At 42.3% G+C, this 13,443-nt stretch carries 15 protein-coding genes; all 15 read right to left on the bottom strand.

Going from position 1 to position 13,443, the window contains the following annotated elements:
- Positions 1 to 10: 10 nt before the first annotated feature.
- On the bottom strand, positions 11 to 793 hold the full coding sequence (locus V3595_RS12420) for a ribonuclease HII (RefSeq protein WP_485907592.1): 783 nt from the start codon (positions 791 to 793) through the stop codon (positions 11 to 13).
- A 175-nt stretch (positions 794 to 968) separates the two neighbouring features.
- Positions 969 to 1,841, bottom strand: a complete 873-nt coding sequence (ylqF, locus tag V3595_RS12415; RefSeq protein WP_485907428.1) for a ribosome biogenesis GTPase YlqF — start codon at positions 1,839 to 1,841, stop codon at positions 969 to 971.
- A 17-nt stretch (positions 1,842 to 1,858) separates the two neighbouring features.
- Positions 1,859 to 2,419, bottom strand: a complete 561-nt coding sequence (lepB, locus tag V3595_RS12410) for a signal peptidase I (RefSeq protein WP_485907426.1) — start codon at positions 2,417 to 2,419, stop codon at positions 1,859 to 1,861.
- 216 nt (positions 2,420 to 2,635) lie between these two features.
- On the bottom strand, positions 2,636 to 2,983 hold the full coding sequence (gene rplS / locus V3595_RS12405; protein ID WP_034313702.1) for a 50S ribosomal protein L19: 348 nt from the start codon (positions 2,981 to 2,983) through the stop codon (positions 2,636 to 2,638).
- A 130-nt stretch (positions 2,984 to 3,113) separates the two neighbouring features.
- Positions 3,114 to 3,848: a tRNA (guanosine(37)-N1)-methyltransferase TrmD gene (gene trmD / locus V3595_RS12400; protein WP_101224632.1), complete on the bottom strand. Its 735-nt coding sequence runs from the start codon at positions 3,846 to 3,848 to the stop codon at positions 3,114 to 3,116.
- Positions 3,848 to 4,366: a ribosome maturation factor RimM gene (rimM, locus tag V3595_RS12395; protein WP_485907424.1), complete on the bottom strand. Its 519-nt coding sequence runs from the start codon at positions 4,364 to 4,366 to the stop codon at positions 3,848 to 3,850. The genes trmD and rimM overlap by 1 nt, the downstream gene beginning before the upstream one ends.
- A 10-nt stretch (positions 4,367 to 4,376) precedes the next feature.
- Entirely contained in the window at positions 4,377 to 4,763 is a 387-nt protein-coding gene (locus V3595_RS12390; protein WP_034313711.1) for a YlqD family protein, read from the bottom strand.
- 210 nt (positions 4,764 to 4,973) lie between these two features.
- Positions 4,974 to 5,204 (bottom strand): KH domain-containing protein, encoded by a 231-nt coding sequence (locus V3595_RS12385; RefSeq protein WP_137018754.1) that lies wholly within the window; start codon positions 5,202 to 5,204, stop codon positions 4,974 to 4,976.
- A 13-nt stretch (positions 5,205 to 5,217) separates the two neighbouring features.
- On the bottom strand, positions 5,218 to 5,490 hold the full coding sequence (rpsP, locus tag V3595_RS12380; protein ID WP_057913437.1) for a 30S ribosomal protein S16: 273 nt from the start codon (positions 5,488 to 5,490) through the stop codon (positions 5,218 to 5,220).
- A gap of 153 nt (positions 5,491 to 5,643) precedes the next feature.
- On the bottom strand, positions 5,644 to 6,984 hold the full coding sequence (gene ffh / locus V3595_RS12375) for a signal recognition particle protein (protein ID WP_101224630.1): 1,341 nt from the start codon (positions 6,982 to 6,984) through the stop codon (positions 5,644 to 5,646).
- Between the two features lie 11 nt (positions 6,985 to 6,995).
- A complete protein-coding gene (locus tag V3595_RS12370) occupies positions 6,996 to 7,328 on the bottom strand; it encodes a putative DNA-binding protein (RefSeq protein ID WP_034313718.1) in 333 nt (110 codons plus the stop codon).
- A gap of 217 nt (positions 7,329 to 7,545) precedes the next feature.
- Positions 7,546 to 8,562 (bottom strand): signal recognition particle-docking protein FtsY, encoded by a 1,017-nt coding sequence (gene ftsY, locus V3595_RS12365; protein WP_402900325.1) that lies wholly within the window; start codon positions 8,560 to 8,562, stop codon positions 7,546 to 7,548.
- 27 nt (positions 8,563 to 8,589) lie between these two features.
- Entirely contained in the window at positions 8,590 to 12,153 is a 3,564-nt protein-coding gene (gene smc / locus V3595_RS12360) for a chromosome segregation protein SMC (RefSeq protein ID WP_485907423.1), read from the bottom strand.
- Between the two features lie 24 nt (positions 12,154 to 12,177).
- Positions 12,178 to 12,918, bottom strand: coding sequence for a ribonuclease III (gene rnc / locus V3595_RS12355; RefSeq protein ID WP_101224626.1), 741 nt, complete (start codon positions 12,916 to 12,918; stop codon positions 12,178 to 12,180).
- A 264-nt stretch (positions 12,919 to 13,182) separates the two neighbouring features.
- A complete protein-coding gene (locus tag V3595_RS12350; protein WP_034313729.1) occupies positions 13,183 to 13,416 on the bottom strand; it encodes an acyl carrier protein in 234 nt (77 codons plus the stop codon).
- Between the last annotated feature and the right edge of the window lie 27 nt (positions 13,417 to 13,443).

Below are 13,443 nucleotides of genomic sequence, written 5' to 3'. Positions count from 1 at the left end.
TCATCCCCCCTTAATCCTTCGTTCGTGCAGCTATTTCCTTAACTGGTGCAAAACTTCTTCTATGCCAAGGTGTAAGCCCGTGCGTGTCGAGCGCTTCTATATGTTGGCTTGTCCCGTAACCCATGTGCTTTTCAAAACCATATTCCGGATATTTTTCACCATAATCCTTCATCATTCTATCACGGGTCACTTTCGCTATTATGGATGCCGCAGAGATGCTAATGCTTCTTGCGTCCCCCTTTATGAGCGAAAGCTGCGGAATCGGCACATCCAGTTCCATTGCATCGATCAACAAATGATCAGGAAGTTCCGACAGATCGTTCAATGCGGCCACCATTGCCTTTTTCGTAGCTTGATATATATTGATTTCATCAATTACTTCGCTATGTACAACACCTACACCTATGGATAGTGCTTCCTTAAAAATCATTTCATAAAACAATTCCCTTTTTGCTTCTGGAATCTTTTTGGAATCATTAAGCCCTGGCAAATAAAAAGATTCAGGCAAGATGACTGCACTTGTCACAACTGGTCCTGCCAGAGGTCCTCTTCCAACTTCATCGATACCAGCCAGAATGGAAAACCCCTGTTTTCGCAATTGACGTTCAAACTCCGTCATTTCCGTGAAAGCATCCCTTACCTGTTGTTCTTTTTCATAAGCTCTTTGCCATTTGCTTACTAAGTCGGTTACTCCCTTTCGTCCGTCCTCCCGGCATTTCTGTAAAAATAAATCTTCGGGCCCTCTTATTGTCTTTAACTTTGAGGAGATTTCCTTAATGCTCATTTCGGTTATCATCTTTATCACCCATCATATTAATTATCGGCAGCCTTGCTCTCTTTCTACAGTTCAGACAAAAATACGGAGCGGAAAAGAGACATCAAAAAGAGTAAGCCTTTTTGACATCCAACTCCAGCTCCGTATCAATCCTTTTCACTGATTGTCTTCAACAATCAGGTCAATGTTAATGTTATTCGGGGATATCATTCTCTTCATAATCCAAAGGGACCTCAAACGTAAGCGGACCCATCTTTTCTGAACGGATTTCACGTACGACCAACTCTGCGGTTTTGTCATAATCGATGAAGCCCCCAGATGCTAAACAGCCCCTGAACTTTCCGACCGCATCGAACAATTCGAGCGTTTCCTGCGGAATTACATCCAGGTTATAACGGGATTTCAACCTATCCGGATATTCTTTTTCCAAAAAGCGAAGACCGTATAATGAGACTTCATGCAAGTTTAAAATCGTATCTTTAATCGCACCTGTCAACGCAAGCTTCAAGCCTACTTCTTGATCCTCGAATTTCGGCCAGAGAATCCCCGGCGTGTCGAGCAATTCCAATTCCTTGCCAACTTTTATCCATTGCTGCGCTTTCGTGACGCCAGGCGTATTCCCTGTTTTGGCAATGTTCTTTTTGGCAAGTCGATTGATTAAAGTCGATTTCCCCACGTTCGGAATGCCGACTATCATGGCACGGATCGCTCTCGGCTTTATTCCTCTTGATTCCATCCGCTCATACTTCTCTTTTAAAAGTTTTTTGGAAGCAGCTGTAATCTGGTTTAAACCGTTTCCCGCCTGTGAGTTAATGGAAATCGCCGTTTTCCCCTGCGATTTATAATGTTCAAGCCACATATTCGTTTTTACCGGATCGGCCATATCAGCTTTATTCAAAAGGATGACCCTCGGTTTATGCTGAATGATTTCATCGATCATCGGATTTCGTGAAGATGCCGGTATCCGGGCATCCACAAGTTCAAAGATGATGTCGATCAGTTTTAATTTCTCTGTTACTTCCCGTCTTGCTTTGGCCATATGGCCAGGGAACCACTGTATTGTCAATGGAATGCACCTTCCTACTATTCCGCCAATCGAAAGTCTTCGATCGGCCAATAAACTAATTTAGTTTTTCCTAACACTTTATCGTAAGGAACGGCACCTACACCAATATGGCGGCTATCCTTACTGAAACGGCGATTATCCCCCAGGACAAATAGGTGGCCTTCAGGCACCGTTTCTTGTTCTATGACATCACTTAATGTAAAAGGTTCCGTCAAGTCCCCGCCATCAATCAATTGTTCTTTATATTCATCCAAGTATGGCTCATCATAAGCTTTTCCATTCACGTAAAGAGTATCATTTTTATATTCGACTTTTTCCCCTGGCAATCCGATGATCCGCTTTATGTAATCCTTGCCTTCTGGAGCTTCGAAAACGATAATGTCGAATCTTTTCGGTTCGCCAATCGAATAGGAAATTTTATTAACGATCATGCGGTCCGTATCCTTTAATGTCGGCATCATGGAATTACCGTCCACAACAATAGGAGCCAGAAGGAAATAACGAATCAGCGTCGCCGCTATAACCGCGATTATGACCGCCTTTGTCCATTCCCACAATTCATTTTTCTTTTTCGCCATCCTTACCCACCCTTTTTGAAGCATATCAACAATTATTTTAACATGTTGCGGACGCTATAGCGAGCAGGATTCTATATAGTTTTCACCGTAAGTGTATTCATCGTTTCTTAAAGTGCAAAAAGGGAGCCTGATAAACAAGCTCCCTTTTTGCATGATACTCTTTGGTTATTCACCTTATGTGGATCATGGTAAACCCGCATGAAGATATTCGAAGAATTAACGACGAATTTCTTTAATACGTGCTTTTTTACCACGAAGTTCGCGTAGGTAATAAAGTTTCGCACGACGTACTTTACCGTGACGGATAACTTCTAATTTCGCAATTTTTGGTGTGTGAACAGGGAAAGCACGTTCTACTCCAACGCCGTAAGAGATCTTACGTACTGTGAAAGTTTCACTAACTCCGCCGCCACGACGTTTGATTACAACGCCTTCAAACAACTGGATACGTTCGCGAGTTCCTTCAATAACCTTTACGTGTACACGTACTGTGTCACCAGGTCTGAATGATGGAAGATCTGAGCGAAGTTGTTCTTTTGTGATTTCGTTAATAAGATTTTGCATCGATTTCAACTCCTCCTGGACGCTCTTGCAAATACTTATTGTTTGCAGCGGAACATCGTTATAAGACTGAGCATTTTGCCCAAGTCACAAGGTATATCCTATCATACTATAAACGTCGATGCAATAGACATCAGTCTTCTTTTTTAATCTCGGACAATAATTTTTCTTCAACTTCCGATAGTTCATAACTATCGAGCAAATCCGGACGTCGAATCCAAGTTCTGCGCAGGGATTCCTTCATCCGCCATTCATCGATTTTTTTATGATTCCCGGATATTAGCGGATCGGGAACTTTCATCCCGCGGAAATCTGCAGGTCTAGTATAATGTGGATGCTCTAACAAACCAGAAGAATAGGAATCAAGAATTGGGGAGTCAACATTTCCAAGAACGCCAGGCAGCAAGCGCACAACGCTGTCAATAATGACCATTGCGCCCAATTCCCCGCCTGTAAGCACAAAATCACCTATCGATATTTCATCAGTGACAACATGCTCCCGGATCCGCTCATCATACCCTTCATAATGCCCGCAAATGAAAATGAGATGTTCCTCTTCAGCTAACTCTTCGGCTTTTTTCTGCGTATAACGCTCTCCCTGGGGGCAAAGCAGGACTACCCTTGGGGTTAGCTCAGCTTGCCCTTTAAGAGCTTCCACGGCATCAAAGATCGGTTGTGCCTTCAATACCATTCCGGCACCGCCGCCATACGGATAATCGTCTACCGTCGAATGCTTATTATCTGCATAATCTCGGAAATTGGTCACCTTATAGCTGACAGCCTGCTTTTCCGCAGCCTTTTTTAAGATTGATGAGCCAAATACCCCTTCGAACATTTCTGGAAAAAGCGAAAGCACATCGATTTTCATCAGTCTAAAAGTCCTTCCATCGGTGTAATGATGACCTTTTTAGCGGAAATATCCACTTCTTTTACAATTTGTTCAATATAAGGAATCAGAATGTCCTTACTGCCAGCTTTCTTAATGACCCAAACATCATTGGCACCAGGCGTAAGAACCTCAATGATTTCCCCAACTTCCATACCTTCATCCGTAAATACCGAACAGCCGATGATTTCATGGAAGTAGAACTCACCTTCGTCCAATTTACCAAGCTGTGCTTCCTTGACTTTAAGGACCCCGTTTTTAAAAGCCTCGACTTGTCCGACGTTATAATAGTTCTCGAACGTCAATAGGTTAAAGTTTTTATGGGTGCGATGCGACCTGATGACAAGCGGCAAAGGTTTTTTCTCAGTGTCCCTGAACAAATGCAGAGTATTTCCCACTTTGTATCGTTTTTCCGGAAAGTCTGTTGAAGAAATAACACGGACTTCTCCTAAAAGACCATGTGTGTTGACAATTTTACCTACATTAAACCATTTTTCCATTCTTTCACCTCTAACGAATTTCCGAGACGATTCCATCTTTAATGACAATGGTCTTCGTTGCCATGATTTCGTCCCAATCTGCCCCAATTTCCACATCAATGATACTTTGAACTTCCCGTTCCTTCAATTCACTTCCGGCGGGAAGGATCTCCAACTGCTCCATTTGAAATTCAAGCAGTTTAATTTTTTCTTGCCTCTGGTTTATTTCTTTTTCGAAATGAGCACGGAGACTAGCAGGTTGGAGAGTTCTTGTTTTTTCAAGTTTTTTCAGTTCAAAGCGAAGCTGTTCACTCTCTTTTTGAAGCTGAAGACGTTTTGACTTGTATTTCTCGAGGAGCTGATTCTTGCTGGATTCCGTTAATACTTGGTTAACGATTACATTTTGGAGAATTTTCATTCCAGCACCTCCTATTATCTATGATTTCGTATTTCCTTCAAAAAATATGTATGATTGGGGTAATCTTTTTGAAATGGGGGTCATTCTCTTAAGTATAACGTAAATCGGTAAAAGATGCGTCTTAAAAGGCGTAAAGTTTAAAGCCCGGATCTGATCAATTGGGATCTAAGCTTTCTTGAAGTACAAAAAAAGGAGGGGTATTAACCCTCCTTATTCGGAAATCTCCAAATAGATTTTCTTCTGCTGTGAAGATCCTGCTGCATATACCACAGTCCGAATCGCCTTAGCAACACGCCCTTGTTTACCGATCACCTTGCCCATATCCTCTTTATGAACGGAGAGGATATAAACAATCCGGTCGGATTCTTCCTTGGAGGTCACGATGACCTCTTCCGGATGATCCACAAGTGCTGAAACAATCGTTTCAATCAGTGCTTTCATCAACTACCGTCGATTACTTGCTGTTTTTTGCAACATGGAATTTTTCCATGATGCCTTGTGTTGAGAATAAGTTACGAACTGTATCAGATGGTTTAGCTCCATCTTGTAACCATTTAAGAGCAAGCTCTTCGTTGATATCAACTTTTGCTGGTTGAGCAACCGGGTTATAAGTTCCTACCACTTCAATGTAACGTCCGTCACGTGGTGAACGAGAATCTGCAACTACAATACGATAGAAAGGAGATTTTTTAGCTCCCATACGTTTTAAGCGAATTTTTACTGCCATTTTAAATAAGCACCTCCGAATAGTTTCACACAAGATAGTATAATATCAAATGTCTTGTATGTTTGTAAAGGTTTTTTTCTTAACAGGTAAAAAAAGTGTTGAAATACATGGCTTCGACCCGTATTTCACCTTAGTTCCGAGCTGAAATAAACCTTACATGAACGGGAATTTGAATCCCTTTTTCTTTCCTTTTTGCATGTTCGTAACCTGTTTCATCATCTTTTTCATTTCCTCGAATTGCTTCAGTAGACGGTTCACTTCTTGAATCGATCTGCCGCTTCCTTTGGCAATCCGTTTCTTGCGGGAAGCATTCATGGTTTCCGGATGTTCCTTTTCATGCGTTGTCATTGAACGGATGATAGCTTCAACATGACCGATTTGTTTCTCATCGATCTGAAGGTTGTCCATCCCTTTCATTTTATTCGCACCTGGAATCATTTTCAGAATATCATCAAGCGGTCCCATATTCCGCACCTGACCGAGCTGATCAAGGAAATCATCAAAGGTAAAAGTGGCTGTACGCATCTTTTTCTCTAATTCTTTCGCTTTTTCTTCATCTACATTGGCCTGTGCTTTTTCGATAAGGGTCAATACATCACCCATGCCGAGGATCCTTGACGCCATTCGTTCCGGATGGAACGCTTCAAGTGCATCCAATTTTTCACCCATACCGACGAATTTAATCGGCGTGTTGGTGACTGAACGAATTGAAAGTGCCGCACCACCACGTGTATCCCCATCAAGTTTCGTTAATACGGCTCCTGTCAGGCCCAGCTGTTCATTGAAGCTTTGGGCTACATTGACCGCATCCTGACCGGTCATCGCATCGACAACCAGGAAGATTTCATCTGGTTTTGTCAACTCTTTGATATCCTTCAGTTCGCCCATCAAGTTTTCATCAACATGAAGGCGGCCTGCGGTATCAATCAACACATAATCATGATGTTCTTCCTTAGCTTTTTCAATTGCCTGTTTGGCAATTTCAACAGGACTGACCTGGTCCCCAAGGGAGAAAACAGGCATGCTTAATTGTTTGCCAAGTGTTTCAAGCTGCTTAATCGCCGCCGGACGGTAAATATCAGCCGCAACGAGCAATGGCTTGCGGTTGTATTTTTTCCTTAGAAGATTGGCAAGCTTTCCGGTGGTCGTCGTTTTACCTGCACCTTGAAGACCTACCATCATGATGACAGTCGGTGGTTTCGAGGCAACGGCAATCTTGCTTTGTTCGCCGCCCATCAGCTCCGTCAATTCTTCCTTGACTACCTTTATTACCTGTTGACCGGGGGTTAAGCTTTTCAGCACTTCCTGACCTACCGAACGTTCACTGACACGTTTTACAAAATCCTTCACGACTTTAAAGTTAACATCCGCTTCAAGCAGGGCCAATCGAACTTCACGCATCATTTCTTTAACGTCCGCTTCGTTGACTTTCCCTTTTCCACGGATCTTTTGCATCGTGCTCTGCAGTCGGTCGGCCAATCCTTCAAATGCCATATTGCCGCCTCCTAATCCAACTTCTCAAGCGTTGTGATTGCGTCTAGCAGCTTCTCTTTTGAAAAGGATTCCTTTTCTATGAGTCCCTTCATATTCGCAATCCACTGGTTACGCTCTTGAAATTTTTGAAATAACAATAGCTTTGCTTCATATTCCTCAAGCATCGCTTCTGTTCTTTTTATATTATCATAGACTGCCTGCCTACTGACTTCGTATTCATCGGCAATCTCGCCAAGAGAGTAATCATCCAGATAGTAGAGGGACATGTAGCTCTGCTGCTTCTCTGTTAACAACGATTGGTAAAAGTCATACAAATAATTAATCCGCGTTGTCTTTTCAAGCATCTTAGCAAGCCTCCCTGCTGTTAAGTGAAAACCCTTTACAAGTTTATATTGTAAAGCCTTGTTTATTTGATGTCAAGTTAAACTCCTTACCACTTGTTTGCAAAGCATTATTTTTTTCTTTTTTCCGCTTTTTTAGACCTTTATGCAATTGTTTCCCTAATTTGCACAGTGAACAAAAAACCAGAAGAGAATTATCTCTTCCGGCTTACAATTTTTCTTAAACCTCTTCTTTATCGATGATATCAGCAAAAAGGCCATAAACATATTTCTCAGCATCAAATTCCTGTAGATCGTCCATTTTTTCACCTAGCCCGACAAATTTAACGGGAATGGCCAATTCATTGCGAATTGCCAAAACAATTCCGCCTTTTGCGGTGCCATCAAGCTTTGTTAAAACAATACCGGAAACATTGGTCGCTTCCTTGAATGTCTTGGCCTGAATGAGGGCATTTTGTCCAGTTGTTGCGTCAAGGGCAAGCAACACCTCGTGTGGTGCACCTGGTACTTCACGTTCAATTACACGTTTCACCTTTTCCAATTCCTTCATTAAGTTCACTTTATTCTGTAAGCGACCGGCAGTGTCACAGATCAGGATATCCGCTTTTCGTGCCTTGGCGGCCTGAATGGCGTCGAACATGACCGCAGCAGGGTCAGAACCTTCACCCTGTTTGATTACACTGACGCCGACACGCTCTCCCCAAACCTCAAGCTGTTCAATCGCACCGGCACGGAAGGTATCCCCGGCAGCTAATACGACAGATTTACCTTCCGTTTTGAATTTATGGGCAAGTTTACCAATGGTTGTCGTTTTCCCTACCCCATTAACCCCTACAAACAAAATGACCGTCAAACCTTCTTCTTGTATATTCAGGCTTGAAGTCGTTTCATCATCACCTTGGTAGATTTCCACTAGCTTTTCGGAAATAACGGACTGCACTTCCCTTGTATCAGAGATATTACGAAGCTTGACTTCCCTTTTCAATTGATCAATAAGTTCCATCACAGTATCAAAGCCTACATCAGCCTGTATCAGGATTTCTTCAAGTTCTTCAAAAAAGTCCTCATCCACTTTCCGATAACGGGCAACAAGTTCATTAACCCTTCCAGTAAAGGAATTCCTCGTCTTTGTCAAACCTTGCTTGAATTTTTCCCCTATGGATACTTCTGCTTCAACCGATTTTTCTTTTTCTTCCTGGGTCGTAAATTTCTCTTTTAGCTTTTTGAAAAAACTCATTGTCCCACTTCCTCTAATTCATGAATTTTAAACTTCAATAAAGTTTTCTGATTCTTCCATCCGGACGGAAACAAGTTTGGAGACGCCTGACTCCTGCATCGTAATGCCATATAGGACATCTGCTTCTTCCATCGTGCCTTTGCGGTGAGTAATCACGATGAACTGCGTTTCCCTGCTGAACTTCCTTAAAAATTGACTGAACCGGACAACATTCGCCTCATCAAGCGCTGCCTCGACTTCATCAAGGATACAGAAAGGCACCGGACGCACTTTTAGAATGGAGAATAAAAGGGCTATGGCTGTCAATGCTCGTTCTCCCCCGGATAAGAGGCTCAAATTTTGCAGTTTTTTCCCGGGAGGCTGTGCAATGATATCTACCCCTGTATTTAGTAAATCATCCGGATTTGTCAGTTTCAGCTCGGCTCTGCCTCCGCCAAATAAAGCTTTGAAGACTTGTTCGAATTCTTCACGGATCGAATAGAAGGTATCCGCAAAGCGCCGCTTCATTTCATCATCCATTTCATCGATGACTTGGAATAATGTATCCTTCGCCTGTTGAAGGTCTTCCTTTTGACTTAGAAGGAATTCATAGCGTTCAGCTACACGTGCGTATTCATCAATTGCACCTAGATTCACCGTCCCCAGTTCCTCGATTGCAAGCTTGATGAGCTTCACCCTTTTTTGAGCTTCTTCTGCAGGCATCATCAATGGATACTGTTCTTTAGCACCTTCAAAGGAAAGGGTATATTCTTCTCTCAAGTGGTCGAGACGATTTTCCAGTTCGACATCCAGACGAGTTAATTTCACTTCTTCATCCTTTATCACTTCGACAATGCCTCTATAAAGTCGATTTTCTTCTTTCAAGGACAGTTCAAGCGATTCAACTTCCTTTAGAAGCTCGTTTTTTTCCTGTTTTTTCATGGTGATTCCTTCAATTGCCCCATTTTTGTCGAGCAATTTCTGCTGAGCCATATCTTCCAGTGACTCTTCCCCGCTTGAACTGTCTGTCATTTCATTGGTCAGGAGCCCTAAATCATCTTTGTTTTCGGCAAGCCTGCTTGTTTCCTTTGAAAGATCCGATTCAATGCGTTCCATCTTCTCTTTTTGGTTTTGCAGCTGGCCACGCTTAGAGGCAAGCATTACCCTCAGTTCATTCGTTTCTTCAGCAAGGCTCTCTTTTGAGGATTGTTGGGATTGCTTTTGTTCGGTCATTTCGGAAATCAACCTGTCAAGCCCTTCAATTTCCGATTTACATGAGTCCAAAAGTTCTTCCAGCTCTTCAAGTCTTGCTGTTTTTTGCTGTTGTTCTTCTAAATATGAATTTTTATCCAAATCATAAAGATGCAGCCGTTCATTCACATTTCTTTCCTGCAGCTCCACTTCACGGAGTTCGCCCTTAAGGGTTTGTTCTTGTAATCGAAGTCTCTCTCCTGTTTTTCTGGTTTGTTCAAGCGTTTGCTCTTGAACACCCACATCCACTTTGAGCTGTTTGACTTGCTTTTCTAGCTGATTCGTTTTAGCTTCCATGGCAGCAAGTTTTTGTTGGAGCTCTTCCAATTCCGTTTTCCTTGAAAGCAGGGAGGTCGTTTTTTGCTTTAAGGCTCCGCCAGTCATTGAACCGCCTGGATTGACGATATCCCCCTCAAGCGTTACGAAGCGGAAACGGTGCTGCATCATTTTCGCCAGGTCATTTGCACCTTTTAAATCTGTAGTGATTATCACGGTTCCCAATAGGTTTTCAGCAATCGCTGCATGCCTATCATCATATTGGATCAATGAGGAACCAGTCCCTACAAAAGCTGAATGGCTCTTCAGCATTGATAATTGGTTAGCTGATATCTCTCTTGCCTTTATGACTGATAAAGGCAAGAACGTCGCACGCCCATACCTATTTTTCTTTAAGAAGGAAATGGCTTCCCGTGCATGCTCCTCGCGTTCCACGACAACATGCTGCATCGCTCCGCCCAGAGCCGTTTCGATGGCCGTTTCATATTCCTTTGGAACCTTTATCAATTCCGCAACTGCCCCTTCAATGCCTTGAAGGGTTTCTTTCGCTTTCAAAACCTCTTTTACACCCTGAAAGAAGCCTGCATAATCATCTTCCATTTCTTCAAGCAGTTCCTTACGTGATTTTGCCTGTTGAAGGAATTGATAGGCCTTATAAAGGGTGGTTTCTTGTTTTTGATACGTATCTTTTGCCGCATTCAATTTATTCTGCTGATTTCGGAAATAAGTGACATGCTCTTCAAGCTGCTTGGTCATATTGTCCATCAGCTTTGAATATTCCATTTTTTTAGCAGTGATATCCATTCTTTCGGTTAAGAACTTTTCATTTTCCATGTCAAGTTTAGCATTTTTATGTTCCTGCTGTGTTAGCTGCTGGAGCAGGTATTGTTTTTCATTTTTAGCCGATGCCTGCTTGTTCAACCACTCGATATAGTCACTCTTTTTCGCTTCGATCATCGCTTCGATATCACTATTGAATAGGCCCAGGCTTTTTTGTTTTTCATGTAAGGTTTCAGAAATCCCTTTCACTTCCAAGTTCAGTGCATTCAGGATTTCCGTTTCTCTTTCCTTTTGCAAAGACAGACGCTCGACAGCAGCCTCACCTTCCACAATCGCTTTTTCCAGCTGTGACTTGTTTTGGGCGGCATTCTTTTTCCGTTCTTTCAAAACTTCTTTACGGCCTTCAAGCTTTTCAAGTTCTTCGCTGGCATTCAGGAGAATTTCCTGAAGACCATTAATCGATGTCTCAAGCGTCGCAAGACTATCCCTTAGCTTTTTGAGATGCGCTTCCCTATCATGAAGCTGTCCTGCCATTTGCTGTTCCATTTCATTATGTTTTTCAAGTTCCTGTGATAGTTTTTCCCATTTTTCATAAAGTTCTTCTATTTCAAAAACGGTTAAAGCCACTTCTATTTGCTCAAGCTCGTCTTTCTTCGCCAAAAATTCCTTGGCGAGGGAAGACTGAATTTTTAACGGCTCCACCTGCCCCTCCAATTCATGGAGGATATCATGGACACGGTTTAAGTTATCCTGTGTTTCCGTCAGCTTCGATTCCGCTTTTCGTTTTCTCGTTTTATACTTCAAGACACCGGCTGCTTCTTCAAAAATCACTCGTCTTTCTTCAGCCTTACTGCTAAGGATTTCTTCCACTTTCCCTTGGCTGATGATGGAAAACGCTTCTCTCCCAAGACCAGAATCCATGAAAAGGTCTATGATGTCTTTCAGACGGCAACCTTGATTATTAATGAAAAATTCACTTTCTCCCGATCGATATACACGTCTTGTCACACTGACTTCATGAAAGTCAATTGGCAGGGAATTGGTCTCGTTATCAAGGGTCAATGATACTTCCGCAAAATTCAACGCTTTCCTCGTGTCACTTCCCGAAAAGATGATATCTTCCATTTTTGCTCCACGCAGTGATTTCGCAGACTGCTCTCCAAGTACCCATCGGACTGCATCGGTCACATTACTTTTACCGCTTCCGTTTGGTCCAACCACTGCCGTGACACCAGGTACAAAATCAATTGAAATTTTCTCTGCGAAAGATTTAAATCCTACAACGTCCAAACGTTTGAGGAACATGACCTTTCCCCCTCTACTGTTCAACTATCTTGTTGATTTTTTTTCTTTTAAAACGATCAATGCATGCTCGGCAGCATGCTGCTCCGCTTCTTTTTTGGACTTACCTATTCCAGAGCCCAGCTCTTCCCCATTCAAGGAGACGGTCGAAACAAACTCCCGATTATGAGCCGGTCCTTTTTCCTGCAAGATCTTATATTGCAGGACACCGATGGCATCACGCTGGATCAGCTCCTGAAGCTGGCTCTTATAATCCATCACATGAGAAAAAGCACCCTCGTCTATCTTCGGAAACACGACATTCGTCAAAAACTGCACCACTGGCTCTAATCCTTGATCAAGGTACAAAGCACCAATATAGGCTTCGAATACATCCGCAAGCATGGCAGGGCGTTCTCTTCCGCCTGTCATTTCTTCCCCTTTTCCGAGCAATACATATTCCCCGTAAGAAAGACTATTGGCAAAAGCAACAAGTGAAGGCTCACATACAATGGCTGCCCTCAGTTTGGTAAGTTCACCTTCGCTCATCATCGGATATTTTTGATATAAGTATTTAGAGATGGTCAGTTCAAGTACAGCGTCCCCCAAGAATTCAAGCCTTTCATTATCTTCATAAGGCTTACGGCGATGCTCATTCACATAAGATGAATGTGTAAAAGCTTGTTTCAATAAATTTTCATCTTTAAAATGAAAACCCAGATTTTCTTGCAACTGTTTAAATTTATTATCCTTGATTGATGGTTTACGATTATTTCCGTTCCTACGCATCACACAAAACCCTCCACAACGGTTCAAAAAGCATATTTTTCCAATATATAAAAAGAAACCTGGCAGGAATTCCTGTCAAGCTTTCCTATGTACCATCATACATTATTATCCGCTTAAAGAAAACTAATGGCAAAAGACCACTGACATGCAGGCGGTGCTTACCCGCGTACATGCTCATTCCCTTATCTGACGCGGCATCAAACTTCTTTAGCAATAAGAGAAAGCCCCGTTAAAAAACGGAGCTTTTAGTCAAATGACAATTCATTACATAGTGCTTTGTATGTAATTCACAGCATCACCTACTGTGGCGATTTTTTCAGCGTCATCGTCCGAAATTTCCATATCAAACTCGTCTTCGAATTCCATGACTAGTTCAACTACATCCAGGGAATCGGCACCAAGATCTTCTTTGAAAGAAGCTTCAAGTTTTACCTCTGATTCTTCTACGTTCAAACGATCTACAACGATTTTAGTTACTCTTTCTAATACATCTGCCAATGTGTTCACCTCCCCTCAAGACATTAT

It is taken from the genome of Bacillus sp. CFBP9009 (assembly GCF_036541465.1).
Taxonomy (GTDB): domain Bacteria; phylum Bacillota; class Bacilli; order Bacillales; family DSM-1321; genus Peribacillus.
This window is presented reverse-complemented; position numbering and strand designations above follow the sequence as displayed.

Excerpts from the sequence above, each read along its gene's own strand:
- lepB (WP_485907426.1), bottom strand. The coding sequence starts at position 2,419 with ATGGCGAAAAAGAAAAATGAATTGTGGGAATGGACAAAGGCGGTCATA.
- rplS (WP_034313702.1), bottom strand. The coding sequence starts at position 2,983 with ATGCAAAATCTTATTAACGAAATCACAAAAGAACAACTTCGCTCAGAT.
- trmD (WP_101224632.1), bottom strand. The coding sequence starts at position 3,848 with ATGAAAATCGATGTGCTTTCGCTTTTTCCAGAAATGTTCGAAGGGGTA.
- rimM (WP_485907424.1), bottom strand. The coding sequence starts at position 4,366 with ATGGAAAAATGGTTTAATGTAGGTAAAATTGTCAACACACATGGTCTT.
- V3595_RS12390 (WP_034313711.1), bottom strand. The coding sequence starts at position 4,763 with ATGAAAATTCTCCAAAATGTAATCGTTAACCAAGTATTAACGGAATCC.
- V3595_RS12385 (WP_137018754.1), bottom strand. The coding sequence starts at position 5,204 with ATGAAAGCACTGATTGAAACGATTGTTTCAGCACTTGTGGATCATCCG.
- rpsP (WP_057913437.1), bottom strand. The coding sequence starts at position 5,490 with ATGGCAGTAAAAATTCGCTTAAAACGTATGGGAGCTAAAAAATCTCCT.
- ffh (WP_101224630.1), bottom strand. The coding sequence starts at position 6,984 with ATGGCATTTGAAGGATTGGCCGACCGACTGCAGAGCACGATGCAAAAG.
- V3595_RS12370 (WP_034313718.1), bottom strand. The coding sequence starts at position 7,328 with ATGCTTGAAAAGACAACGCGGATTAATTATTTGTATGACTTTTACCAA.
- ftsY (WP_402900325.1), bottom strand. The coding sequence starts at position 8,562 with ATGAGTTTTTTCAAAAAGCTAAAAGAGAAATTTACGACCCAGGAAGAA.
- smc (WP_485907423.1), bottom strand. The coding sequence starts at position 12,153 with ATGTTCCTCAAACGTTTGGACGTTGTAGGATTTAAATCTTTCGCAGAG.
- rnc (WP_101224626.1), bottom strand. The coding sequence starts at position 12,918 with ATGCGTAGGAACGGAAATAATCGTAAACCATCAATCAAGGATAATAAA.